Annotated in this window: 23 protein-coding genes; 12 read left to right on the top strand and 11 right to left on the bottom strand. The window is 42.4% G+C overall.

Going from position 1 to position 26923, the window contains the following annotated elements:
* Positions 1-285: 285 nt before the first annotated feature.
* The 4 genes from ACESM0_RS05365 to ACESM0_RS05350 all read right to left on the bottom strand — a co-directional run bounded on the left by ACESM0_RS05365 (position 286) and on the right by ACESM0_RS05350 (position 5414).
* Positions 286-2745: a glycogen/starch/alpha-glucan phosphorylase gene (locus tag ACESM0_RS05365; RefSeq protein WP_372904393.1), complete on the bottom strand. Its 2460-nt coding sequence runs from the start codon at positions 2743-2745 to the stop codon at positions 286-288.
* 71 nt (positions 2746-2816) lie between these two features.
* Entirely contained in the window at positions 2817-3686 is an 870-nt protein-coding gene (gene ispE, locus ACESM0_RS05360) for a 4-(cytidine 5'-diphospho)-2-C-methyl-D-erythritol kinase (protein WP_372904391.1), read from the bottom strand.
* A 29-nt stretch (positions 3687-3715) separates the two neighbouring features.
* Complete coding sequence (locus ACESM0_RS05355; RefSeq protein ID WP_372904389.1) at positions 3716-3973, bottom strand: SemiSWEET transporter; 258 nt, start codon at positions 3971-3973, stop codon at positions 3716-3718.
* Between the two features lie 16 nt (positions 3974-3989).
* Positions 3990-5414, bottom strand: coding sequence for a CCA tRNA nucleotidyltransferase (locus ACESM0_RS05350; RefSeq protein ID WP_372904387.1), 1425 nt, complete (start codon positions 5412-5414; stop codon positions 3990-3992).
* A gap of 96 nt (positions 5415-5510) precedes the next feature.
* Between ACESM0_RS05350 and ACESM0_RS05345 the strand changes: the two genes are divergently transcribed.
* Entirely contained in the window at positions 5511-6446 is a 936-nt protein-coding gene (locus tag ACESM0_RS05345) for a cation diffusion facilitator family transporter (protein ID WP_372904385.1), read from the top strand.
* Between the two features lie 316 nt (positions 6447-6762).
* Here the strand turns inward: ACESM0_RS05345 and ACESM0_RS05340 are convergent, their stop codons facing one another.
* Positions 6763-7440, bottom strand: a complete 678-nt coding sequence (locus tag ACESM0_RS05340) for an OmpA family protein (RefSeq protein ID WP_372904383.1) — start codon at positions 7438-7440, stop codon at positions 6763-6765.
* A 227-nt stretch (positions 7441-7667) separates the two neighbouring features.
* Between ACESM0_RS05340 and ACESM0_RS05335 the strand changes: the two genes are divergently transcribed.
* Positions 7668-8408 carry a hypothetical protein gene (locus tag ACESM0_RS05335; RefSeq protein ID WP_372904381.1) on the top strand — a complete coding sequence of 247 codons (741 nt, stop codon included), beginning with the start codon at positions 7668-7670 and terminating at the stop codon, positions 8406-8408.
* Positions 8409-8467: 59 nt separating this feature from the next.
* On the opposite strand, the gene ACESM0_RS05330 is transcribed toward ACESM0_RS05335, so the two are convergent.
* Positions 8468-9463, bottom strand: a complete 996-nt coding sequence (locus tag ACESM0_RS05330) for a sugar phosphate nucleotidyltransferase (protein ID WP_372904380.1) — start codon at positions 9461-9463, stop codon at positions 8468-8470.
* A gap of 239 nt (positions 9464-9702) precedes the next feature.
* Here ACESM0_RS05330 and ACESM0_RS05325 point away from each other — a divergent pair, with 239 nt between their 5' ends.
* Positions 9703-11382 (top strand): UDP-N-acetylmuramoyl-tripeptide--D-alanyl-D-alanine ligase, encoded by a 1680-nt coding sequence (locus tag ACESM0_RS05325; protein WP_372904378.1) that lies wholly within the window; start codon positions 9703-9705, stop codon positions 11380-11382.
* Between the two features lie 106 nt (positions 11383-11488).
* Entirely contained in the window at positions 11489-11806 is a 318-nt protein-coding gene (locus ACESM0_RS05320) for a hypothetical protein (protein ID WP_372904376.1), read from the top strand.
* 3 nt (positions 11807-11809) lie between these two features.
* Here the strand turns inward: ACESM0_RS05320 and ACESM0_RS05315 are convergent, their stop codons facing one another.
* Entirely contained in the window at positions 11810-13036 is a 1227-nt protein-coding gene (locus tag ACESM0_RS05315) for an FtsX-like permease family protein (protein ID WP_372904374.1), read from the bottom strand.
* A gap of 101 nt (positions 13037-13137) precedes the next feature.
* Between ACESM0_RS05315 and glgB the strand changes: the two genes are divergently transcribed.
* From glgB to rho, 8 genes are all read left to right on the top strand, one after another.
* Positions 13138-15342, top strand: coding sequence for a 1,4-alpha-glucan branching protein GlgB (glgB, locus tag ACESM0_RS05310; RefSeq protein WP_372904372.1), 2205 nt, complete (start codon positions 13138-13140; stop codon positions 15340-15342).
* Between the two features lie 42 nt (positions 15343-15384).
* Positions 15385-16896 carry a 4-alpha-glucanotransferase gene (malQ, locus tag ACESM0_RS05305; RefSeq protein WP_372904370.1) on the top strand — a complete coding sequence of 504 codons (1512 nt, stop codon included), beginning with the start codon at positions 15385-15387 and terminating at the stop codon, positions 16894-16896.
* A gap of 77 nt (positions 16897-16973) precedes the next feature.
* Complete coding sequence (locus tag ACESM0_RS05300) at positions 16974-17804, top strand: phosphosulfolactate synthase (RefSeq protein ID WP_372904368.1); 831 nt, start codon at positions 16974-16976, stop codon at positions 17802-17804.
* A 15-nt stretch (positions 17805-17819) separates the two neighbouring features.
* On the top strand, positions 17820-18626 hold the full coding sequence (locus ACESM0_RS05295; RefSeq protein WP_372904366.1) for a glycogen/starch synthase: 807 nt from the start codon (positions 17820-17822) through the stop codon (positions 18624-18626).
* Positions 18619-19881, top strand: a complete 1263-nt coding sequence (locus ACESM0_RS05290; RefSeq protein ID WP_372904364.1) for a hypothetical protein — start codon at positions 18619-18621, stop codon at positions 19879-19881. The genes ACESM0_RS05295 and ACESM0_RS05290 overlap by 8 nt, the downstream gene beginning before the upstream one ends.
* A 16-nt stretch (positions 19882-19897) precedes the next feature.
* On the top strand, positions 19898-21211 hold the full coding sequence (locus tag ACESM0_RS05285) for a hypothetical protein (protein ID WP_372904362.1): 1314 nt from the start codon (positions 19898-19900) through the stop codon (positions 21209-21211).
* Positions 21212-21258: 47 nt separating this feature from the next.
* Positions 21259-22575 carry a tetratricopeptide repeat protein gene (locus ACESM0_RS05280; protein ID WP_372904360.1) on the top strand — a complete coding sequence of 439 codons (1317 nt, stop codon included), beginning with the start codon at positions 21259-21261 and terminating at the stop codon, positions 22573-22575.
* 175 nt (positions 22576-22750) lie between these two features.
* The gene (rho, locus tag ACESM0_RS05275; protein WP_372904358.1) at positions 22751-23971 is read left to right on the top strand and encodes a transcription termination factor Rho; all 1221 of its coding nucleotides are present in this window, start codon (positions 22751-22753) and stop codon (positions 23969-23971) included.
* A gap of 9 nt (positions 23972-23980) precedes the next feature.
* On the opposite strand, the gene ACESM0_RS05270 is transcribed toward rho, so the two are convergent.
* From ACESM0_RS05270 to purQ, 4 genes are read right to left on the bottom strand one after another with little or no spacing between them, the layout of a single operon-like run.
* Positions 23981-24298, bottom strand: a complete 318-nt coding sequence (locus tag ACESM0_RS05270) for a rhodanese-like domain-containing protein (RefSeq protein ID WP_372904356.1) — start codon at positions 24296-24298, stop codon at positions 23981-23983.
* A gap of 6 nt (positions 24299-24304) precedes the next feature.
* Positions 24305-25039, bottom strand: coding sequence for an LPS export ABC transporter ATP-binding protein (gene lptB / locus ACESM0_RS05265; RefSeq protein ID WP_372904395.1), 735 nt, complete (start codon positions 25037-25039; stop codon positions 24305-24307).
* A gap of 26 nt (positions 25040-25065) precedes the next feature.
* Positions 25066-26103 carry a M42 family metallopeptidase gene (locus ACESM0_RS05260; RefSeq protein ID WP_372904355.1) on the bottom strand — a complete coding sequence of 346 codons (1038 nt, stop codon included), beginning with the start codon at positions 26101-26103 and terminating at the stop codon, positions 25066-25068.
* 3 nt (positions 26104-26106) lie between these two features.
* Positions 26107-26808: a phosphoribosylformylglycinamidine synthase subunit PurQ gene (gene purQ, locus ACESM0_RS05255; protein ID WP_372904353.1), complete on the bottom strand. Its 702-nt coding sequence runs from the start codon at positions 26806-26808 to the stop codon at positions 26107-26109.
* Between the last annotated feature and the right edge of the window lie 115 nt (positions 26809-26923).

Raw genomic sequence — 26923 nt, 5'->3', positions numbered from 1 at the left:
GTTCTTCATAAAGAGGTCTCCTGTGTATTTGTTAAAAGTTGAGGAACTTTAAATCTAACAAATTCAGGGCGACCTCTTTTTTATAATACCTCCGTGGCAATTAAACAAGTATTTAATTAACTCGATGAAACTTAGCGTTTCATTCTGCGAAAATCTGCGAGAAAAAAGAGTGATTTATTGTTATTTCAAACCGAAAAGTGGAGTACTGACCATCAGCCCAAATAGAAAAGCCCTCCTGAATTCAGAAGGGCTTTGAATTTTTCTAGGAAGAAAGTTCTCAGATAATTACTTCTTCACTTCCACATCCCAGATTTCATCCGCATAATCCTTGATCGTACGGTCTGAGGAAAATTTACCAACTCGTGCCGTGTTGAGCAGAGCCTTACGATTCCACTCATCCTGATCCTTATAGAGCTTGTCAACTTCAGCCTGCTTGTTAACGTAGGCTTCGTAATCGGCCAGAACCAGGAAGTAATCTCCTTTGTGGAGTAGAGAGTCAATGATCGGTTGATAAAGCTCCTCATCATCATTAAAGAAACCGTCTTTGATCTGATCCAATGCTTTTTTCAGTTCATCGTTGGAATTGTAATAATCCCACGGGTTGTACCCTTCGTGACGCAGTTTCTCCACGTCATCCACTGTGTTTCCGAAAATAAAGATGTTCTCCTCGCCAACTTCCTCTTTGATCTCTACATTCGCACCGTCAAGTGTTCCGATTGTGAGTGCTCCGTTGAGGGCAAACTTCATGTTACCCGTTCCGGATGCCTCAAATCCTGCTGTAGAGATCTGTTCCGAAAGGTTTGCTGATGGTATCATCTTCTCAGCAAGTGTTACGCTGTAATTTTCCAGGAAGATAAACTTCAGCTTGTCGCCAACGTCCGAGTCATTGTTAATCTTCTTGCCGATATCATTCATCAGCTTGATAAAGAGCTTAGCCATGGTGTAACCCGGCGCGGCTTTACCGGCAACCAGAATGGTTCGCGGAACATAGTCTCCGTCGGGCTTCGCTTTGATACGATTGTACTGGGTAATTGCATAGAGAGCGAGCATGAACTGACGTTTGTACTCGTGAATACGCTTAATCTGAATATCAAACATCGATTTGGTATTAACCTCGATTCCGCGCTTCTCTTCGATATAGTCTGCCATGCGCTGCTTATTGTTCTGCTTCACCTTGGCAAACTTTTTCATGAACTTCTTGTCGTCCACAAATTTCTCAAGCTTTTTCAGCTGATCCAGATCGGTCACCCAGCCTTCTCCAATTTCACCGGTTATCAGGTCGGATAATTCACGGTTCGACTGTCTCAGCCAGCGGCGCGGAGTAATACCGTTTGTTTTGTTGGTAAACTTCTCCGGATAGATCTCATAGAAATCTTTAAATAGATGCTTCTTGATCAAGTTACTGTGAAGCGCGGCCACACCATTTACTTTGTGTGAACCCACAATCCCTAGCGAAGCCATATGCACAACCGGATCTTCACCTTCTCCAACAATCGACAGCCGGCTGATCTTCCCTTTGTCATCACCGATTTGATCACTGATCTCATTCAGAAATCTTCGGTTGATTTCATAAATGATTTGCAAGTGACGCGGCAGCAAGCTTCTCAGCAGAGATACGGGCCATTTTTCGAGTGCTTCCGGGAGCAGTGTATGATTTGTATAGGCCATGGTCTTTTTAGTGATATCCCAAGCCAGATCCCAGTTAAGTCCCTCTTCGTCAACCAGAATTCTCATCAATTCCGGAATAGCCAGGTTTGGATGTGTGTCGTTACACTGAATGGCCACTTTATTCGGTAGATTTCTCCAGTCGTCATTGGTTTTTTTAAACCGGCGAAGGATATCGCGAACGGAAGCCGCTACCAGGAAGAACTCCTGTTTTAATCTCAACTCCTGCCCTAAAAACACTTTGTCATTCGGATAGAGTACACGGGAAATATTTTCATTCAGTTGTGTATCACGCACCGCGTCAATGTACTGCCCTTGGTTAAAACTCTTCAGATCGATTGATGATGACGAAGATGCCTTCCAGAGTCTGAGGTTGTTAACTACATCATTTTTGTAACCCGGAATTGGAGTGTCGTACGCTACGGCAAGGACATCGTGTGTATTATCCCAGCGGAATCTCAAGTCGCCACTGTCATCATGGAAGGCGTGAGAATTCCCGTAAAAGGGGACATTGTACTGAATCTTAGGCCTTACAATATCCCATGGATTCCCGTATCGAAGCCATAGGTCCGGTTTTTCAACCTGGTAGCCGTTTTCAATACTTTGGTAGAATATTCCATAGTCATATCGAATTCCGTAACCAATCGCAGGGATTCCGAGTGTTGCCATGGAATCAAGAAAACAGGCGGCAAGTCTTCCCAGGCCGCCATTTCCAAGTCCGGCGTCCCATTCGGCATTCCGTACCTTATCGTAATCCAATCCAACCTCTTTCATGGCTTCTGCAGCCACATCCTGCATTCCAAGATTGACGAGCATATTGTCGAGCAGTCGCCCGATCAGATACTCCATAGAGATGTAGTAAACTCTTTTTTTGTTGTCGTCGTAATACCGCTGCTGCGTATCCAGCCAGCGATCATGCAGACGATCCATAACAGAAAGCACAACACTTCGGTAGCTATCCCATTCGGTTGATGAGTACTTATCTTTGGCAAGAGTGTATCGCAGGTGTTGCTTAATATCTTCTTTAAATGAATCCACATCCATACCGGCGCGTGGGTCTATATTCTTTGATTTGGCCATAGTGTCAAAATGTTAATTATCAATCAGTCGTTAGTGGAGCGCTTAGATGTACAGCATTCTCTCCAAATGGTTTAGTCTTTTCTGTAAATTCCGTTGTCAGGCTCAAATTTAGGTCTGGTCAGATTTGCCGGAAATCCAAGCTTATGAAACGATTCATAGGCATTAATTGCAACAAAATCCTGTTCAAATATTCCGTAAACCGTGGAACCGCTTCCGCTCATCATGGCTGCCTCAGCGCCAAACTCAAGCATCTGATCTTTAATATTACCAACCAATTCATGCTTTGCAAAAACCGGAGCCTCCAGATCGTTTTCCAGTAAAAATTGCCACTGGTCAATCTCTTCTTCCAATAATACACCTTTTATTGAAAAGTCATGATCCGGATTTGGAGTACAATTCTGATAAACCTCAGCAGTGGAGCTTTCAAAATTCGGGTACATCACAACAATCCATGCATCGGGTTGTATGTCGGCCGGTTCAATATCGTGTCCCAGCCCGGTAGCAATTCCCGGTTTACCTTTTATGAAGAAAGGCACATCTGCGCCAAGTGTTCGTCCAAAGTCAATCAGTTCACTGTCTGATAGTCCGGCACCTTCAAGTTTATTCAAAATTTTCAAGGTTAATGCAGCGTTGCTGCTGCCTCCGCCAAGTCCTGCTCCGGCCGGGATATTTTTGGTAACGTTAAAACGATAGTGGTTTTTCAGTCCTACATATTTTTCGAAGGTATTGTAGGCTTTTGTGATCAGGTTTGAAGAATCTGTTGAGATCGATTCGTCAGACATCATGAGCTGATACGATTCAGACTCCTCTACTTCGAATCGATCTTTCCATTCAATAAAACAGAGTCCGGTTTCAATCCGATGATAACCTGTTGGCAGTCTTTCCAGAACATGAAGACCTAGGTTGATTTTTCCGTACGAATTGGCAATCCACATAGACATAAAGTGTAAGTTGAAGGTTTGAAGCTGGGCTAGTTTTTAATTGTGAGTTTAAAAAACAGGATACTGACGGCTAAAATTAAAGTAATGGCATTTGCCAGAATAATAGGCAGGTCAGTAATCATAATACCATATATCAACCAAAGCTGAATACCCGTGCAAAAAATGGAGTACAATCCGAGTGAAAGATCTTTTGTCGATTTAGATTTCCAGGTTTTAATTACTTGGGGAAGGAATGCGGCAGTAGTACAAAATCCGGCCGCCAATCCAATGAGAGTCATGAGTTTCATGTGCGGTCGGGTTGGTTTAATTTTCAACTGAATTGACGTATTCCGATTTTATCTGCTGCAGGTAATCATATGCGGCCTCGTAATTATTCGGAATGTCACCATCAAGAATGGCATCTTTGATACGATCTTTAACCTTGCCAACAACCGGTCCGGGTTTTACACCCAGCTCATCCATGATTTCCTCACCGCTGATCGGATTTTTCCAATTTCTCATCCGGTCTTTCTCTTCTACCTCGACAATTTTTTTCTCAACACGATCGAAATTATTCCGGTATTTCTTTCGCCTCCACTCATTTTTGCTCGTGATATCTGCCCGGCAAAGTGTCATCAAATCTTCGATATCTTCACCTGCTTCATAAATCAATCTTCGTACGGCACTGTCGCTAACTTCCTCCGAAACGAGAGCGATGGGCCTGAGGTGAAGGCGCACTAATTTTTGAACATACCGCATGCGGTCATCCAGCGGCAGCCCCAGGCGTTTAAAAATTCGTGGAACCCACTTGGCCCCTAAAGCGTCGTGCCCGTGGAAAGTCCACCCTACGCTTTTCGAGAATTTTTTAGTTGGGGGTTTTGCGATATCATGCATAATTGCCGCCCATCGAAGCCAGAGATCGTCACTTTTCTCTGCAGTATTATCAAGTACTTTCAACGTATGCCAGAAATTATCTTTATGGCGCTGGCCATTGCGTACGTCCACTCCCAGTAAGTTGACCATTTCCGGGAAAAATTCCTTCAGCAGATTGGTTTTTAGCAGAAGTTCAAAGCCTATGGATGGTTTTGGACTGAGTACAATTTTATTCAGCTCATCCAAAATTCTCTCTTTTGAGATAATAGAGAGCCTGTGAGACATTTTACTTATAGCGGAGAAGGTTTTTTGATCAATATCAAACTGTAGCTGAGTAGCAAATCGCACGGCTCGCATCATTCGCAGCGGATCATCATCAAATGTCTGCTCCGGGTCGATTGGAGTGCGAATAATTTTGTTCTTTAAATCCTGAATACCGTTGAAAGGATCGTGTAGAACTCCAAACTGATCCGGGTTTAGGCACCAGGAAAGCGCATTGATTGTAAGATCGCGCCGCAGCTGATCATCTTCTAGGGTACCGTCTTCCACAATTGGTTTGCGCGATTCGCGACGGTAACTCTCTTTTCTGGCTCCGACAAATTCCAGGTCTAAATTGTTATATTTAATTTGTGCAGTGCCAAATTTTTTAAATAAAGTGAGTTTACTGGTATTTAGTTTTTGTGCAATTTTTCTGGCGAGTTGAATGCCCGAGCCAACCGTAACAAAATCGATGTCGGTGATTTCATCGGGATTCAGTCGTTGAAGATAGTAATCGCGAACATATCCGCCTACAACAAAAACCTGTAGACCTTCGGATTCTGCAATGTTCCCGATGGTTTCAAAAATCTCTTTGTGTTGTTTTGGTATTTCCAGCAAAATGAATCTTAATTTTTAGTTAGCTTTCTAAAATAAAAACTATCCGCATAGCATTCAGCAATAGTCCGGATTTCTTTTTCGTTAAATTTTTTAAGAATGACAGCATCTTCCAAAGTTAAAAATGCACTTCGTATAAGCCTGACAGTTTCATTTTTGTCACTTGTCGTTAAAGTGACTGCATTTTTGATTACGGATTCTACAACAGCAATGTCTGATGCTGCCGAATCAATTGTTCATGTATTGGCCGTTGGATTTGTTTTGTACGGGTATCATTTGAGCTTGAAGCCGGCAGATGACAATCACCTTTATGGACATGAACGTATTGAGTTTCTCTCTGTTGGGGTTGAAGGTGTTGTGATTATTCTGGCCGGAATTTCTATTCTGTTTTTGGCAATTCAGAACCTGATAACAGGGTTGGAGCTTCAAAACCTTGGCACCGGAATGTATCTGGTAGGATTTGCGGCGGTGGTAAACCTGGCTCTTGGACTTTATGTTCAAAAAGTTGGTCGGCAAGAGAACAGTATGATTGCCATAAGTAACGGCAAACATGTGCTTACTGATGTCTGGACCAGTGGCGGAGTGATTCTGACGCTGCTTTTGATTAACCTTACCGGATGGGTTTACCTCGATACCATTGTCAGTATATCTATTGCATTCTACATATCCTACGAAGGTTTTAAGCTGATCCGCTACTCGGTGGACGGTATTATGGACGCGCGTAATCCCGCGGTTCATGACGCGCTTGAAACGGTGCTTAATAGCGAACTTCCAAAAGATGCGACGGGCTGGCATCATTTACGCCACAGAACCTCGGGTCATACAACCTGGGTTGAACTGCATGTAACTTTCAAAAAAGAGATTAGTCTCCAGAAGGCTCATGATGATGCTACCGTGCTCGAGAGAAAATTAATTGATGCATTGAAAAGTGATGCAATCGTTACGATTCACCTGGAACCTGAAGCCCCGCACGATGAACTTCATAAAGTGCTGAAAGGAGCCAATAAGAAACAGCGTTTTGACGACTTTGTTTGATGAAAATGCCTATAAAGTAGGATCTCTGCTAAAACTGAACACAAATTGTGGATTTCTTGCAGAATTAAACCCCATTCGGGGTTCCTCCGATTGATGAGAAGGAGATGATAGAATGTCGAATTTTGAACAGAAGAATATCAAATGATGAAGGAGGGTAAAGTTCTTCACAGTTGTGTTTAACTGCGTCCATAGCGCCTCTGCGGTGAATACCCCTTTGTTGTCAGGTCGGTTTGTAACAAATATAAAACGTCCCAAAAACAGAAAAGGCGAAACCTTTCGGCATCGCCTTTCTGAATGTCAAACTAATCGGGCAATTTTACTGCTGAGCCCTTTCCAATCTTTCGATGTACTCTTCACTTGCAAAGATGGCTACTTCTACGCGACGATTTTCCTGTCTGCCGGCTTCCGTGTCATTATCGGCAATTGGCTCATATTCTCCGCGGCCTTCAACTTGAACTCTGTCAGCATCTATTCCCTGTTCAATCAAATAATCTGCAGCAGATTGTGATCGACGTTCACTTAGGCGAAGATTGTAATCTTCATCACCGGTTGAGTCAGTATGGCCAACAATCATGAGATTGGTTTCATCATCATCGTTCATGATTCGGGCTAATTTCTGCAAATTTTCTTTGGATGCATCTCTAAGTGCTGAAGAATCGAATCCAAACAGAAGTCCACTGTCGAAACTAAGTGCAATACCCTCTTCAACTCGCTGAACGGTTACACCTTCAAGTTCACGTTCAAGCTCCTCTGCTTTTTGGTCCATATTCCGGCCAATAATTGAGCCTACAGTACCACCAACGGCAGCTCCGGCAATAGCTCCGGCCGCTGTATTACCTAATGTTTTACCGATAACGGCTCCTACAGCGGCTCCGCCACCTCCACCTATTACAGCTCCTTTAGCTGTATTGCTCCAATTCGAACAGCCGGAAATGATTAATGTGGAAGCCAGTATCAATAATATTATTGTGGACGTTTTTGTAATACGCAACATAGTTTTTTGATTTGGTTATTGTATAAACAATCTCTTGTTAAAACAGTAAACTGATGAATTTGTTTCTTGTGGGGTTACCAATGCTTTACAAGGCAAAAGTGAACACATTACAATTTAGTTAAATAGTGCACAGAGACCTAAATGAATTTCATAACATGATAATGTGGTTGAAAAGGAAAAATTAGTTCTTTAGAATTCAATTCGATCAAGTAATCAGATTAGATTTTATGATTCAAAAAACTCTTTTAGTCATAGCATTCATCAGTACAATTTTAATTTTCGGTTGTGCTCCGGAACCGGTTTTTAGATTAGAATCTCAAGAAGATGATGTTCTGAATTACCGCGGTATGGAATACCTCCATAGCGAAGGTGAAAACTCCTCGGTTACCATGGCATATTACCGCCACATAGGGCAACAGGTCGTGATGGATGTTGAAATCGTGAATTACTCAGGTTCTCTTGTTCAGATTGATACAGCGAACTTCAAATACAGTGCAAAACGTGAATATCCTAACGGAAGTTATGATCCGCTGGACGGCGGAACTGCAATCGATCCGGAGCAAGTGATATTGGATCTCGATCTGGCTTCATCTCGTGCAGAAGCAAACGAGCGAACGAGTCAGGTGCTGGACGGTATCACGGTAGCAGCAAATATTGCTTCAGATGTTGCAAGTGCGGGTGAACGAACAGCCGAAGAACAAAATCAGAGAGATAATCAGAGAACCCGCGAGGCTATAGAGCGATCTGAACGCAGGGATCAGTTTTATGCGAGGGTTTCCAGTTTAAACGAAAAAAGAGCCTATTGGGAAACGGAAGTTTTAAGAAAAACGGATCTCTATCCTGAGGAGTCGATTGCAGGAGAAGTTCGGTTTCCGATGGTTGAAGATGCAAATGTAGTAGAATTTTCAGTCATAGTGGGTGATGAAGAACATCACTTTGTATACCATCAGAAAAAATTCCAGCCATAAAAAGAGCGTGATCTACAGATGTAAACCACGCTCATCCTATGACTTTGAAATTGTCTTTGCTACTGTTTCAGTATAGAGTGATCTCCGATATGAATCTCACCTTCGGCATTGTGCGCCTCAGCAAAATTACCGATAGTTGAACGGTTTAGCTTGCAACCGGTAAGTTGCGCATTTTTCTGAATAATACTGTTCTCAATTTTACTGTCTTTTATAACAGAACCGGCTTCTATGCTTACATTCGGACCAATCTCACTGCCGGATATCTCAACTCCTTCCCCGATGTACACAGGCGGGTGAATTGTTGTATTGTCATACTCATCGAAAGAATGATTTTCCTTCTCCAATATTTCGCCGGTGGTATCCAGCCATGCCGGCAGCGTTCCGCAATCGAGCCATTCGTCGACGGTTGCTTTTTTGAACGATTTACCGTCTTTGAGCAAGCGATCTAAGGCATCCGTTAGCTGGTACTCATCTCCATGTCCGGTCACATTGTTGTCCAGCAGGTACTGAATTTCTTTCTTCAAATCCTCACCTTTTTTGAAATAGTAAACACCGATAATGGCCAGGTTTGAAATGGGCTCACTCGGTTTTTCAACAAAATCTGTAATGGTGTCTCCGTCATGAACGGCCACACCAAATCTGGATGGATCTTCCACCTCTTTCAGCCAGATCACGCTATCGGCATCATCTACGGTTACTTTTTCGTAGGAATCAAAAATGGTATCGGCAAAGACAATGATAACCTCACCCTCCAGATCTTCGCCGGCACATATTACGGCATGTGCGGTTCCGAGAGCAACATCCTGCACTCGGAAAGTCGCTTTTGCATTATGGCGTTTGCTCATTTCGGTTAGCGTCTCTTTGATTTCGCGTCCAAAATCGGGACCGAGAATGTACACGATCTCGTCGATGGTGCGGTCGAGAGTTCTTGCGAATGTTTCTACAATTCTCTCAACAATCATGGTTCCGGCAACGGGGAGAAGTGGCTTTGGCGTTGTGTGGGAGTGTGGACGCACTCGTGTACCGCGGCCGGCCATAGGTATAATCAGTTTCATAAAATTTGGTTCTTCTTTTTAAATTTTCGGAAACATCCGGTTATTTAATCACTCTATGATTGTGAACTTTTAAGTTTAGGATGTTTACTATCTTATTATCTGTTTTTGATCAATTAGCGAACTGAATATAACGGTTCACCGGTTGATTTTCGAACTGTGAACCGATACTAATTTTTTTATAATCAAACGGACAAACTCAGGTTTATCGTTGAATTACTCACTTAATTTATAGTTCAGATTTGGATATCTACACGCTTTTTATGAATGCGATCATCATTCTCCTGGTTGTAATTTTTATAAGACACTCACTGCACAGGCTCCGATATTTTCTTCATATGTTTCAACAGCTTGGGTATAAAACGAATGAGTTCCGCAATTGGGTGATGGATCATTTTTTTAGCCGTTTTTTTACGGTCGAGCATATACTGTTCAATCTGATCATATTGGCGATAATCACACTTCTTGTTGACCGAATTACGCTCACTGCCGGAGCTATTACAATGTTTGTGTTTACGCTATTTTGGTTCTTGGGTACTTCAAAGTACAAGGCTGAAAAAGAGAAGAAGCCGTTGGTTTACACAGCTCGTCTAAAGCGATTGATGGTAACCGTGCTTGTTATCCTCGGTTTTCTCTGGTTTTATATGATTGATATTGCCTATAGGGGCATTCAGCTGCGGGATTTTGTGGCCCCATTTATTAATGTTGACCCATACTTTCTCAGTTTCGGGATGGTGGTTGTAGATATTTTCATTCCACTTTTTCTGCTCTTATCAGCCTTTTTGATGAAGCCGGTTGAGAAACAGATCCAAAAAGGATTTAAGAAACAGGCGCGCAAAAAACTGGCTTCACTGCCTCATTTGAAAGTGATTGCTATTACGGGCAGCTACGGTAAGACAAGTACAAAGTTTTTGATGGATGCCTTTTTAAAGGAGAGGGTGAGAGTGTGTGTTACGCCCGGCAGCTTTAATACTCCTATGGGAATTTGTAAGGTAATCAACAACAACCTGGACGCTCATCATCAAGTGTTGATTCTGGAAATGGGCGCGCGATATGAGGGGAATATTAAAGAGCTTTGTGAGATTGCACGCCCTGATATTTCAGTGATTACAAATGTGGGACTTGCGCATTTGGAAACTTTTGGATCTCAAAAAGCTATCGCAAGGGAGAAATCGACCCTTGCCAGGGAGTTGAAGCCCGGGGGTACTTTGATCTTAAACAGTGACGATCCGCTTGTAAAAGAGATGGCTGAACTGCGTAATGATGTAAAAACAGTATTTGCAGGCAGTGAAGGGAAAGTTCGTATTTCAGAAAGTGAGACCGACGCCGACGGCACCTGTTTTAAAATGAGTGTTTTTGATGATGATGGAAACAGGATCAGCAAAGAAGATTTTCGAACCAGGTTGCTCGGAAAGCATATCATCCAAAACATGTCTATAGCTGCTGCTGTAGCATTGGAGTTTGATATAAGACTGAAAACCATGGCGGTTGCAGCTTCAAAAATTGAGCCTGTGGAGCACCGCCTGGAGCTGAAAGAAAGAGACGGTTTGGTTATAATTGATGATGCATTCAACTCCAATCCCGTTGGAGCAAAAAACGCGGTTGATATATTGGCATCGTTTAAGTCCGGCAAAAAAATTATTATCACACCCGGTATGATTGAGCTGGGGGAGCTGGAGGATGAGGAGAACCAAAAGTTGGGTGAACATATTGCCAAAGCTGGTCTCGACCTTATTATTCTGGTGGGCGATGAACAGACGAAATCAATCCAGAAGGGAATCAAAAAAGCGCATAATGGTGCAGCTCCCAATATGCGAATTGCCAATTCGCTGTTTGAAGCCAATGACATTCTCAAAGAATTTGCCTCACCGGGTGATGTTGTTTTGTATGAGAATGATCTGCCGGATACCTACAATTCGTAGTAATTATACCGCATCGCATAAACATGTGAATTTACCCGAATACTGAAACAACTCTTTTCCGATGCTGTTTAGGTGAATAATTAGACATTCACCTAACTTCTGTATTATGAAAAGATGGATACTTAAAACAGGATTACTGCTTACATTAATTTTTGCCGGATCGGGCTGTATGATTTCCGGTGGGCTAGTTATTGAGCCGGAGCCAATTATTATTGGCGATCCACCTCAAAAAGTTGATGGCAGGGCAAGGTCAGTTCAAAAAAGGGCAAAGCATCGTTTTAAAGTGCCACCGGGCCATATGCCTCCAAGGGGAATGTGCAGGGTTTGGTATTACGATCGTCCGCCGGGACATCAACCCCCTGCGGTGTCCTGTCATCGAATTGGTCGCCACGTGCTACATGGAGCGGTTATCATTCGCGGATAATTTTTACTCTCCGCGAACGGCATCGGCCGGTTCAACAGAAGCAGCCCGGGTTGCCGGATACCAGCTTGCGGCCAGGCAGAGAATCAAACTTCCGCCAACTACTAAAGCGATATCCAAAGGCTGGATTGATACCGGATAGGCATCAATAATAAATGATGACGTCAGTTTTACCAAACCGTACTCCTGCTGAAGCCAAGCTGTAAATACGCCCAGGACACCCCCAATTCCACAGCCGATGATCCCAATCTGGATTCCCTGGCTGATGAATATTTGTTTGATTTTTTGGGGAGTCATACCCATCGAAATCAAAACTCCAATATCCTTTTTCTTCTGAATTACAATCATCGTCAGGGAGCCAACGATATTTAAAGCGGCCACCAATACAATAATCATGAGAATTAAATAGGATCCCCATTTTTCAAGATACATCACATCGTAAAGAGGTTTCTGGAGATCGTACCAGGTTTGTAATCGATAATCGGGCCCAAGCATCTGCTGCAGTTCTTCTTTAACCTGCTCGGCGCGGTCTGTATCGGTAAGTTGTAGATCAAGCCCCGTAATTTCGTTTTGCATATTGAAGAGTCGCTGGGAAGCCTCAAGATTGACGTAAGCGATATCATCATCAATAATTTGCTGAATGTTATAGCTGCCTCGTACCTGAAACCTGCTTACCCTGGGTGCTGAAAACTGTGTGATTGCCCGTCTCATTCCTGCAGCGCTGAGCAATACAATTTCATCGCCGGAACCCAGCCCATACTGATTGGAAAAGGTGTTGCTGATTACTAATCCGGGCCGGTTGTCTTGAACAGACAGATCAAACACACCGTTTTGAACACTCTGCTCCAGATCTGAAATTCTAATATGTGAGCTCCTCTCTATACCGCGCACAGTAACTACATCATTTTGGTTGCCTTCTGAAATCAGCATAGCTTTTTCCTCCACAAAAGGAGCCACCTGAACAACTTCGGAATGATCTTGAAGCCTGTTGATTAAGTCGGGATCAAAAGGCATGGCATGGGCCTCGTTCATCTCTATGCGAATGTCCGGATCAAAAGATAGAAGGAAACCGCGGATTACATCAAAGAAACCGTTAAAAACAGATAGAATAATAATAAGCAGAGCCGTGCCCAGTGTGATACCGGCAATACTGATGGATGTGAGAACGGAAATTAGTGATAGATGCTTTCGCGAAAAAAGATAGCGTCTGGATATAAAACGAGTGATATTCATTGAGTCTGATTTCAATCCTTTAACGCAATTGTGAAAAAGGGTTCATTAATTTGGCTATAAAATTTTTATTTTAATGCAATAGCTAATCAAAATTAGGGGATGTGAATAACTTGACGCTTAAAATCGAAGAAATTCAGGCAATATCCAACGGTAAGCATGGAGATCTGTTTTCAGTTTTAGGATTACAAACTGTAAACGTTGACGGAAATGAGAAATTGGCCGTACGTGTTTTTCGTCCAGATGCAAAAAAGGTTGAGTTTATTCCCGAAAAAGGGAAGCCTGTAGAGCTCAATAGAGCTTCTGAAGACGGGCTTTTTGAGTATATCTTTCCGCGCAGAAAAAATCGTTTCGCATACAAACTGAAGGTTACACCCTATGATGGTGATGTGTATACCATTGAGGATGCCTACCGATTTGGTCCCCAGCTTTCAGATTACGATCTGCAGCTTTGGGGTGAGGGGAATCACCATTATGCTTACAAATGGATGGGGGCCCATTTAAAAACAGTTGATGGTGTTAAAGGAACTCATTTTGTGGTTTGTGCTCCATCAGCGTCCCGTGTGAGTGTGATCGGTTCATTTAATAATTGGGACGGGAGAATTCATGGTATGCGGTTTTATCCGGATCAGGGTGTTTGGGAGACATTTATCCCGCACGTGACAAAAGGGGATTTTTATAAGTTTGAGGTTAAAGCGCATCCGGACCAGGCTCCAATGAAAAAAGCAGATCCCTATGCTCGTTTTTCTGAATTGAGGCCGGGCACATCATCAAAAATCTGGACCGACTCCTACGAGTGGAGTGATTTATCCTGGGTTGAAAACCGTTCGGAGATTCAGCAGCATGATCGGCCGGTTTCGATTTATGAAATACATGCAGGCTCGTGGAAACGAAAAGTAGGAGAGGATCCTGGATTTCTATCGTACCGCGAATTGGCTGATGAACTGGTTCCTTATCTGGACGAAATGGGTTTTACACACGTAGAGCTGATGCCGATTGCCGAGCATCCTTATGATCCATCCTGGGGGTATCAAATTACAGGATATTTTGCCCCAACAAGCCGATTTGGGAACCCCGAAGATCTTAAGTATTTCATCGACAAATGTCATCAGACCAATATTGGTGTGATCATTGATTGGGTTCCGGCGCACTTTACAAAAGATGATCATGGCCTCCGACGATTTGACGGCACAGCACTCTATGAGCATGAAGACCCCCGTTTGGGAGAGCATAAAGACTGGGGTACCAATATTTTCAATTTTGGCCGAACGGAAGTGAAAAACTTTCTGATATCCAATGCGATCTTTTGGTTGGAAGAATTTCACATCGACGGTTTGAGAGTAGATGCGGTGGCATCCATGCTCTATCTGGATTATTCCCGTGAGGATGGCGACTGGCTGCCAAATGAATATGGTGGCCGGGAGAATTTACAGGCTATTTATTTTCTTCGCCATTTCAATGACGTGGTTCATGAATATTTTCCGGGAGTACTCACCTTTGCTGAAGAGTCTACTTCCTGGCAGGGCGTTTCACGGCCAACATCATCCGGTGGCCTGGGTTTCGATTTCAAATGGAATATGGGCTGGATGAATGATACCCTGGACTACATGGAGAAAGACCCGATCTATAGAAAATATCATCAGGATCAGCTCTCCTTTTCATTAATTTATGCATTTTCCGAGCAGTTTATACTTCCTTTATCTCATGATGAAGTGGTTCACATGAAAAAGTCACTGCTTTCTAAGATGCCCGGTGATGACTGGCAAAAGTTTGCAAACTTAAGGCTCCTGTACACGTACATGTTTGGGCATCCTGGTAAAAAATTGCTGTTTATGGGTAACGAATTTGCCCAGTGGAGTGAATGGACCGAACAGCACTCGATTGATTGGCATCTGCTTGAGTGGGAAAACCACAAAGGAGTGCAGAATTTAGTGAAGGATTTGAACCAAATTTACAAAGATGAGCATGCCCTGCATGAAGTTGATTTTAAATGGGAAGGTTTTGAGTGGATAGATATCAGTGATGCAGACAACAGTATGTTATCTTTTATAAGAAAAGGAAAAAACCCGGACGACTACCTGGTTTTTCTGCTCAACTTCACACCCACTCTACACAAAGAGTATAAATTTGGTGTACCGGAAGCCTGTAACTACGAAGTGGTTTTGAACAGTGATTCAGAATTTTATGGAGGCAGCAATGCAGGACCGGGTATCATTGAGGGCCGGGATGGGGCATGGCACAGTCAGCCGGCAAATATTACTGTAACGGTGCCACCCCTTGCAGGATTAATTTTAAGGCCAAAGAAATAACAGACTATTCAAATAATTTTAATGACCTAAGTTTAGAGATTTATGAGATTTCCACGTTCTTGTGGCACATTAGTGCATCCAACTTCATTTCCTTCAAAATATGGGATGGGCGATCTTGGTTACGAAGCTGAAAAGTTTATTGATTTTTTAGTAAGAACCGATCAAACCATTTGGCAGGTTCTCCCATTGGGTCCAACCGGTTATGGAAACTCACCTTATGCAAGCTACTCTGCGTTTGCCGGTAATCACTATTTGATAAGCCCTGATCGTCTGATTGACAAAGGATTGCTAAGTAAGGAAGATGTTGAAGCGGCTCAGCTACCCGTAAAAAACAAGGCAGAGTATGAAAAATCATACGAACTGAAAGAAGAGCTCTATAAAAAAGCTGCCGATCGGTTTTATGCTGATATGTCAGATCAGGACAAAAAAGAGTTGAGTTCTTTTAAAAAAAGTAATCAGACTTGGCTCCACGATTACTGTCTTTTTATGACCTGTTTAAAGGCAAATGATAAGCAGCCCTGGAATGAATGGGATCAGGATTTGGCTCAAAGAAAACCAAAGGCCATCGCTAAAGTTGAAAAAGAGAATAAGGAAGAGGTTGATTATCAGCTTTGGTTACAGTTCGAATTTTTTAATCAATGGTATGAGCTCAAGAAGTATGCCAATGATAAAGGAATTCGTGTGGTTGGCGATATCCCGATTTTTGTGGATCATAATAGCTCCGACGTATGGTCGAACCCGGAATTTTTTGCAGTTGATAAGCAGGGTAACCGAAAACTAATAGCCGGTGTTCCACCGGACTACTTTAGTGAAACCGGGCAGTTATGGGGTAATCCGCTTTACAAATGGGATGCTCTGGAAAAAGATAATTTCTCATGGTGGGTCAAACGGTTTCGTCAGATGTTTGAACTGTATGACTCTATTCGGGTCGACCACTTCAGGGGTTTTGATGCCTATTGGGAGGTAAAAGCGAGTGCAGAAAACGCTATTAAAGGACGTTGGGTTAAAGCTCCCGGGAAGAAACTCTTCAAAACTATTAAAAAGGAGCTAGGCGAACTTCCAATTATTGCCGAAGATTTAGGGGTGATGACCCCCGAGGTGGAAGATCTCAGGGATTCTTTTAACTTCCCGGGGATGAAAATCCTTCAATTTGCTTTCGATTCAGACTCAACAAATAACTTTCTGCCTCATAATTATCCGCAGAACTGCGTAGTCTATACAGGCACCCATGACAATGATACAACCAGAGGATGGTATATTCAGGCGCCGGAAGTGGAAAAACACCGAATGCGTGAATACACAAAATCAGACGGAAGAGAACCGGAGTGGGAGCTGATTCGCCTTGGGATGCTATCGGTTGCCGATCAGGCGATTTTCCCGCTACAGGATTTTATGAGTCTTGATACAGCCCATCGTATGAATCTGCCCGGAACGGTTGGAGATAACTGGCTCTGGCGATACACGAACGATATGCTCAGTTCTATAGACGAAGGGCGAATTAAGCTTTTGAGTGAAATGAGCAACAGAAAACCGAAGGAAGACAATGAGAAATAATGTTCGATATCTCCCTTTTCAATAAAAGGAGCGTTTTTGTATCTTACGCCGTCTCAATAATGAATAAATAGCATTTAATGCAATTTCAGCTTAACCATCTACCTAAAAGGACAGTTAAACCTCGAAACAAAGGAATTACTCTCGCACTCGATAAAGGGTTTAGTGTTCGTCAAGTTGAAGATTTCTGTGAAGTAGCCTCAAATTACACAGATATTGTAAAACTCGGTTGGGGAACTTCGTATGTAACTCAAAATCTCTCAGATAAACTGGATGTCTATAAAAAATATGATATCCCTGTTTATTTTGGTGGCACTCTATTTGAAGCTTATGTGCTCCGCGATCAACTGGATGCATATGTAGAACTACTCAAACGGTATGAAATTCAGTATCTGGAAGTATCGAACGGAACAATTTGGTTGTCAGAAAACAGGAAGCTTGACATAATTAACGAATTAAGCCAGGATTTTACGGTACTTTCTGAAGTTGGCAGTAAAAATCCTGATTCAATCATTCCGCCCTATAAGTGGGTTAAAATGATAGAAAATGAGATGAAAGCTGGCAGCTGGAAAGTGATTTGTGAAGCGCGTGAAAGCGGAACGGTTGGTGTGTTTCGTCCAAACGGAGAAATCAGATCGGGTTTGATTGACGAGATAACCGATCAAATCCCAATGCAAGACTTGATATTTGAAGCACCGCAAAAGGATCAGCAAGTTTGGTTTATTAAAAAATTTGGCAGCAATGTTAACCTTGGCAACATTCAGCCGGCAGAGGTAATTTCTGTTGAAACAATCCGTTTAGGATTGCGAGGCGATACTCTTTTTGACTTTTACTCCATCGACGACGTAGAAGGCCCTCAGAAAGCCTATTCCAATAACTCTAACACAAACGGTACTCGAGAGAATACTTAAGTAAGATTTACAATTATGAAAATATTATACGCTGCAGCCGAAATAGCTCCTTTTGCAAGAATGACATATACGGCAGATTTGCTTCGATTTTTGCCGGCCTCATTGCAGGATCAGGGATTTGAAATAAGAATCTTACTTCCAAAATTTGGTACAATTAACGACCGTCGAAATAGATTGCACGAGGTAATCCGCCTTTCAGGTATCGAAGTGGAGGTAGGTGATCAAGTAGACACCATGAAGATTAAAGTAGCGAGTATCCCAAATGCGAAGCTTCAAGTTTACTTCCTCGATAATGATAAATATTTCAAGCGCAAAGGGATGTTTGATAATCCTAAAACCGAAAAGTTTTATGACGATAACGACGAACGTCTTGCTTTTTACAATAAAGGCGTGCTTGAAACAGTTATCAATCTTGGATGGGAACCGGATATTATTCACTGCCACGACTGGCCGGCAGGATTAATTCCTCTTCTTGTTCGAACTAAATACAAAAACGAAGATCTTTTTAAGAATACACAGATTGTTTATAATCTGCACCACCCGGAGAATAAAGGACAGTTTGAAGGGACTAACATCCTGGATTTGCTTGGCCTTCCTGAGGAAGTTGATGTAGAATCTTACCTGGAAGATGGCGAAATTGATTTACTTAAAACCGGCCTGAAACACAGTGACCATGTCGTAACCGGCAATCACTTGAAAGATCAGTTTGACGATCTTTTCGATGAATTGAATATTAACCCAACAAAAATTCAGGGTTCGCCCGAAGATGTATCTAAAAAATTTGCAGACTACTACCGGCAGATCACCGGAAAAGATGAGTAATTCATCTAATAATAAGTTTCTCAACTCAAAAGGCAGCAGATTATCTATCGCTGCCTTTCTTCTTCTCATTATACCTTTAATCGTAGGTTGCGAATCACCCGGCTCAGTAGGCGAAGGCCTGGGCCCGGATGGCAGCTCCGTAACAACAGATGAATATTCGGTGACGGATGTCTCTTCTGTTGAAGAGAACTTCTTTTCTGGCGGGCTGTCATATTCTGCTATGGGTTATATTGAAGATCCGGTTTACGGAACACTAAACGCTGTTGCAGTGTTAAAACCTGTGATATCAACCTCAGCGGTGGATACCCTGGTTGAGGGCGATACCATGACATTGAGAATGGTGTTTAATTCTTCCATATACGGTGATGAGCTTTCCGTTTCTGATTATGAAATATTTGAATTAGAGGATCAGTGGCGAGGAAATGAGCTGAAGTATAACGAAGCTGCTCCTGTCGATTTTTCAAGCAAAGTGGCTGAATTTCAAGTTGCTGATGAAGACACGGTAGAAGTAGAGCTATCTGCTGAATGGGTAGAGAAATACAGTACTTATTTCAACTCTGACGATGCGAACAGAGATTCCCTCTATACCAGGGAATTTACCGGGTTGGCAATTGTACCGGCTGAAACAAATTCGAGGGTCAAGTTTCTTCGGCACACTCCCGCAGATGAGGAAGAAGACCCGGCAATTACGGAGTTCAGGATTTATTCCACAGAATTTGATGAGGAAGAGGATGAAGATGTTGAAGTAGTCAGCTCATTGGGACTTCGTGACTGGGGGGCTTATGTAGTGCGCAGTGATGAGCCCGACTACGATTCCGGCAATGTTCTGCACAGTATCGACCGGCTGATGGAAGTGAACTTGAATCTTCCTTTTGAAGATCTTCAATCAAAAAATATTGTAAATGCCAGTCTCATTTTTAGTATAGATCGCTCGGATGAACAGCTTAATAGCTCAATAGTGAGGCCGGATGTTGAATCCATTCGTGCACACACATTTTCAACACCTCCGGCTGACCTGATTTCTGAGATTTTTGCAACACCGGCTAGATTTGGTGCTAATATCAATGAAGACGAAGAAATCTTTAAAGTCGATGTTACCCAATATATACTTGATACGACATACGGTGACGTTAATGCAGCACCTCTCTATTTTTCAGCACAGTCTGTAAATGGAATTCTCTACTCGATAAAACTGCATGACAATGCAGCACCTCAAGACAGACAACCAAGGCTCATAATTACATCAGTTGAATAAGTTCTTACACATGCACATGAAATATTTTCTTTCTGCAATTATCATAATTTTTTCTATATCGATAGGAGAAACTGCGGATGCTCAAAATCAGAACTTAGCAAATTCAGGATCTTTCTATTCCGGATTTGGTTATGGTTCTCCCTCAGAATCATTCTCGCCCAATACAATTGGAATGGGATTGACCGGTGTGAGTACATTTTCCAATCAATCCGCAAACGTCTCTAATCCGGCTCTATGGGGGCTTTCGGGTTTTACACACGGATCGGTAGCTGTAAGCATGATGAATTATAATGCCAGCGATCAGTTTGATTCATCAAGTAAAGCACTATTTGCCTTTGATCAATTTCAGCTCATCTTACCTGTACTCAGAAACCGATTGGGAGTATCATTATCCTTCAACCCTGTTACACGATCTGACTTCCAGAGAGTTACCGAGGACACATTTGCACCGGTAGATGGAATTCAGCTCGATGATGTCGATTACTTAACAAATACCCAGGGTTCGGGCGGCGTTAATAAATTTGAATTTGGCGCAGGTTACAGGTTAATGGATAATATTACTATTGGTTACTCAATGGGTGCTTATCTGCTGACTCAGAAACAGGAAGTAACGGCTGCATTTTCTGATGTATCTTACCGGGGTTTGAATTACGACCGTGATATTGAAGGTTATGCGTTTGGGCATAAATTTGGCCTTTTTGCTAATAAAAACTCGGTTTTTGGCTCAGACGATCAGTTTGCAATTGGAGCGACTGTCACGTTACCGGTTACCATCGATGCTGAACGATCTGTTTCATCATTCCGAACAATAAATGGGCGTCGTACATTGGTTGAATTAGATCAGAACGGCAGTGCCGTTGACGGAACGGTTAAATTGCCTATGGAAATTAATACAGGCCTTACGTATAATTTAAATAGGTTCGTAGTATTTTCGGCAGAAACCATGATTCAGCAATGGAGTGATGCCGAGTATAGTTTTAATCCTGCTCAAGAAGCCTATTTTAAAGATAGGCTAAAGACCGGATTTGGGGTGCAATACCATCCATATAGAACTGAACAACGCGGAGGCTTTTTCTCTAACTTTAAATATAGTTTGGGATCATCGTATGATACCGGACATTTAAACATCAATGGAGAGGATATTGATACGCTCTTTTTAAATGCCGGTATTGGGTTTGTTTCAAGACAGGCGGCATCATCCATCGACTTAAGTTTTGAGTATGGCATTCGGGGAACAGAATCTGCCAGTTTGGTTAAAGAGAATATATGGGGTTTTAAACTCTCATTAAATTTGGCTGAATTTATGTTCGTACGTCCAAAATTTCAGTAGTTAGGTAAGGGCTGAAGGCATTTAAATAAGTAACCAACCGAAGAATTATGAAAAAGTATATAGCTGTATTCGCAATTATGTTTGCAGTCGCATCCAATGCCTATTCTCAGGAAGGCCCTCCGTACGGAATGAGTGAGCTGCAGGCATATTCTATTTTTTATGAAAATTATCGCACCGGAAGTTATGATATGGCTCTTCAGTTTGGTAAATGGATGCTCGAAGACCAGCCCCGCTCGATTGAAGGAGCAAACAGGTTTAGCTTACCGCGACAGTTCGAACGTATGATTAATGTTTATACTGAATTGTCTAAACAAGAATCGGATCCATCAATTAGTAGTGCATATCTCGATACGGTTCAGATTATATATGATGAGGCTTTTGAAATATTCAGTGAAGATGAAATAGACTATTATAACTGGCATTTTAATAAAGGGAGATTTTATCAGGAAAATCAGAGTAAAATTTCCAACGGAATGGATAAAGCTTACGAAGAGTATGAAAAAGCTTATGAGTTAGATCCGGAGCGTTTGGCTAAAGCCGGCGACGGTTACTATATCAATATTTTATTGTCGAATTATGTTTCGCAGGATGAGCGTGATAAAGCTCTGGCTATTATTGAAGAGATTGAACAGTTTGCCGGAAATTCCCTGATGAATCAGATTAATGAAATACGAGATGGACTTTTTTCAGATCCAGAAGAGAGAATTGAATTTCTGGAAGGTCGCCTGGCAGAAAACCCCGGTGATATTGCGCTGTTGAAAGAAATTGCGAATCTCTATGAGGATCAAGGTAATCGGGAAAAAGCTATTGAATATGCAAGGCAGATCTTTGATGCAGAGCAAAGTTTTGAAAATGCGAAAAGACTAGCCGAATACGCACAGTCAGCGGGTGAGAATAGTCAGGCACGTGACTTTTGGCAGCGGGCACTGGATCTCGCAGAATCAAACTCTCAGCGTAAAGCTGCGATAATGCAGCTGGCAGATATCAATCAGAATGAGGGTAATTTGCAGGAAGCCAGAAGGTTAGCACGGCGGGGTTTAGAGCTGGATAGTAATTGGGGCGAAGCTTACATCAAAATAGCAGATATTTATGCAGCGGCTATACGGCAGTGTACCTCAGGAAGGCCGATGGAGCGTGATGACAGATCCGTTTACTGGTTGGTATTGGACTATTTGGACAAAGCCCAGAATGCTGACTCCTCTGTGGCAAATACGGTTGAAAGACAGTACGGAACTTACGAACCGGTTACTCCGTCGTCAGAGGATAAGTTTTTTAGAGGTTGGGAAACGGGAGACGAAATTCAAATTGGCAGTAATATTTCTGACTGCTATGCCTGGATTGATGAAACAACAACAGTCCGATAATTTTTGATAACCCGATTCCTTCCTTATCTTATTGAGTAGTGCGGTATAAGTTAACCTACTGCACTATTCATTTCTTTAGTTCTGCTACTCTGTAGAATTTTCAGCTCCTCTAACGACCATACAATTTTAGAGACATAACTTTCAAACGACTATTACTTAATTAAAACTATTGTGCATGGCACGTTCGCGTAAAAATAAAGGCCGCAATAAGCCTAAAGGAAAAGGCAAGGGTAAAAATAAAGATAAAAACGTATTTGTCCCTCGATTTCATCATAACCAGCAAACCAGAATTGGCGGACGCTACAACGGTGTGCTTGAAATCAATCAAAAAGGCTACGGTTTTATCCGTAAGCTCGATTTTGAATTTAGCCTGGATCCTAAAGATCCGTTTCTAAAACCCGATGAAGTGAAGCATTATGATCTTCGTTCAGGATTAATTTTAGAAGGAGAGTTTGAGCAGGATCAAAGTGGAAATAGACATGTTCATTCTATTGAACGAATAAACGGTAAACCGGCTGAAGAGTGGCAGAAAATTAATCGGTTTGAGCTTCAAACACCAATTATGCCAAATGAATATATTAAGCTTGGCTATAACGCGGAGGACCTTGAGCTGAGAGTGATGGATTTGGTAGCTCCAATTGGGAGAGGACAACGGGCATTAATTGTTGCGCCTCCAAGAACAGGAAAAACTGTTCTTCTCAAGAAAATAGCACGCGCGCTCACCGAGCATCATCCTGATATTTATACCGGCATATTGCTGGTTGATGAGCGACCGGAAGAAGTAACCGATTTTCTCCGATCCACCAACGCGGATGTATTTGCCTCATCGAATGATAAACCCACAGAAAGCCACGTTCGGATTTCTGAAATGGCACTTGGCCATGTAAAGCGTAAAGCAGAAGCAGGCGAACATGCTGTATTGTTAATTGACTCACTAACGCGACTGGGTCGTGCGTACAATGCCGTTCAGAGTAACAGCGGGCGTACACTTTCAGGTGGTTTGGATATCCGTGCATTGGAAATTCCTAAAAAGATTTTTGGTTCTGCACGTAAAATTGAAGGCGGAGGATCTCTTACCATCATAGCTACCTGTCTAGTAGAAACAAACTCCAGAATGGATGATCTGATATTTGAGGAGTTTAAGGGAACAGGTAATATGGAGTTGGTACTGGATCGGGAAATTGCGAATGATCGAATTTTCCCTGCTATTAACATAGCGGCTTCCGGAACACGAAATGAGGATAAATTTATTTTAGATTCATTGGAAGAGAGGAATATGGTTCGAAGATTTTTGTTGAAGAAATCGCCGAAAGAGTCAATGAGTATGTTGCTTCAGGTAATGAGGAGAACTGAAAGCAACGAAGAGCTATTTCAGCAAATCGCTGCAACTATATAAGACAAAAAATTAATACTGTACCAATGAGGGGTCAACTTTTTTGGCCCACTCATTAATACCGCCTTTCAGCACTGAAGCACTCTCAAAACCTTTCGATTCCAGAAACTCTACAGCGTCAGAGGCAGAGCTTCCCGTCCGGCAGATGGTAATGATCTCATCGTCGGGGTTCAGCTCTTCATATCGGTTTTTCAAATCATCGTAGGGTATACGGGTTGTTCCGTCAATGTCTGATATATAGTACTCATGTGTCTCCCTTACGTCCAGCAGTATAAAAGATTCACTGTTGTCACGTTTTGTCTTTAACTCTTCTACTGTTGTCTCTTTCATGACTGTTTAGGATTTATATCTGTCTAACTTAAATTGTGAGCCTAAATATAATTTCTTGGCTTCCTCATCTTCTGCGAGTTGCTCTGCAGTGCCCTCACGTAAAATTTTTCCCTCAAACATCAGGTAGGCTCTGTCTGTGATGGCCAGCGTTTCATGTACATTGTGATCCGTTATAAATATTCCGATGTTTCTTCCTTTCAAGCCAGCTACAATCTCCTGAATATCTTCAACTGCGATTGGGTCAACACCCGCAAACGGCTCATCCAAGAGGATAAATTTTGGATCTGTAACCAGAGCTCGGGCAATTTCAGTTCTTCTTCTCTCACCGCCCGATAAACTATACCCTTTGTTGTTAACCACTTTTTGAAGGCCAAACTCTTCAATTAACTCATCAACCCGTTCTTTGATCTCTTTTTTGGGCATGGAATGAAATTCAAGGATGGATTTTAAATTATCCCGTACAGTTAAATTTCGAAACACGCTGGCTTCCTGAGCAAGATAACCCACACCCATCCGCGCTCGTTGGTACATCGGTTTTCGGGTTATATTTTTTTCGTTCAAAAACACTTTCCCGGAATTAGGTTTAACGATACCGGTAAACATATTGAAGGTGGTTGTTTTTCCGGCTCCGTTTGGTCCTAAAAGTCCAACAATCTCTCCTTGATTGACATCAATAGATACATGATCAACTACAATTCTTTTCTTATAGCTTTTAACGAGATCCTTACTGTAGAGCCTCATGGGTTGATATGTGCTGTCAGGCTGGGTCATTTAAAAGTGTATGATCCGATTTTTTCAATGCATAACGATGTCAATTCAATTCCGGCTTTAACGTCCGAAACAGAACAGGTTTCTGCAGTGCTGTGTATATATCGAACCGGACAAGAAATGGAGGTTACATGGCTTCCAATTCCAACTAAGTACTGCATGGCAGATGTATCCGTGCCGCCGGCTGTTAAAACTTCGCGCTGTGTCTTAACGGATTGACTCTCAGCAAGTTGTTCGAGATACCTGACAAGGGTTGGGGTACAGATTACACTTTTGTCCATTACTTTAATCCCGATGCCTTCTCCCAGCTTTGTGCAAACTTCATGATCGCCAACTCCTGGCAAATCATTGGCGAGAGTTACATCAAGATTCAACCCTATTTCAGGCTGAATGGCCTGAGCAGCTACGCGCGCACCGCGTATTCCTACTTCTTCCTGAACCGTAAAGGCTGCATAAAAATCGCAATTTGATTTTTTTGCTCTCTGAAGTGCTTCAATAAGCATGTAAACAGAAATCCTATTGTCGAGCGATTTTGATGATATAGAATTTCCCAAATGAAGGAGGTTTTTATCGCGGGTAATAGGCGTACCGTTTGGCACAATCTCCTTTACTTCATCAGCCGGAAGTCCCGTGTCGATGAAGAGATTTTTCAGCTTTGATTTCGTCTTTTTTTCAGAATCAGTTTGAATGTGAATTGGTTTTGTGCCAATCACGCCGGGGATAGTCTTCTCGCCGTGAATGATTACCCGCTGAGTAATGAGTGTTTCCGGATCAAACCCACCCAGGGTTGAAAATCGAATAAAACCTTTACTGTCTACGTGCGTGGAGATGAGTGAAATCTCATCCATATGAGCCGCTGCCATCACTTTTGGACCATTACCTTTGATACGGCCAATAAGGTTGCCCATTCGATCCACGGAATATTCATCAACATGGTCTTTGATGTGACTGATAATTACATCGCGAATAGGGTCTTCAAAACCGGGAGCGCCGGGAGTGGATACGATCTCCTTGAGAAGTTCGAAGTTTAGCTTCATAAATTAAGCGATTTGAAGTCTTCCGAGAACGGATTCGAAAAATAGTTTTCCGTCATCAGAACCAAGAACTTTTTCCATGGCGCGTTCGGGGTGTGGCATCATGCCGAGCACATTGCCGCCTTTGTTGGTAATTCCAGCAATTGCCGAAACAGAGCCGTTAAAATTGGATTCTTCGGTTAGATTCCCATTCCCATCGCAATAGCGAAAGGCAATTTGATCATTCTCTTCCAGTTTTTGCAGCCCTTCATCATCAATAAAGTAATTTCCTTCGCCATGCGATACCGGAATATTAATCACTTGTCCTTTTTTCATGGAAGATGTGAAAAGTGATTGGGTGCTTTCTACGCGGATATTAACGTTTTTGCAGACAAATCGGAGTTTCTCGTTGTGAAGCATAGCTCCGGGAAGTAATCCTGATTCGAGCAGAATCTGAAATCCGTTACAAATTCCTAAAACCGGATTCCCTTTCTTCGCATAATCGATCACGGAGTTCATAATGGGAGAAAACCGGGCAATGGCTCCGGAGCGGAGATAATCGCCATAAGAGAATCCACCGGGGACAATCAGAAGATCAATATCTGAAAGGTCTGAATCCTTGTGCCACAGAAATTTTGTTTCTGCGTTCATTACATGTTTCATTGCGTGATAGGCATCGTGATCACAATTGGATCCCGGAAATACGATAACTCCTATTTTTTTAGACACGTTTGTTTACCCTTTTATTTCTGTGATTAATTGAATTTCCTGCAGAACGGAATTGATTTTGAGACACTCTTCAAAACTGCCTTCAAAAACGTTGGCCTTGCCTTCTTCGTGAACT

The sequence above is a fragment of the Rhodohalobacter sp. genome (assembly GCF_041686455.1).
In the GTDB taxonomy this organism is placed as follows: Bacteria; Bacteroidota; Rhodothermia; order Balneolales; family Balneolaceae; genus Rhodohalobacter.
Note: the sequence above shows the minus strand (reverse complement) of the source record. Positions and strands in the feature narration are given on the sequence as shown.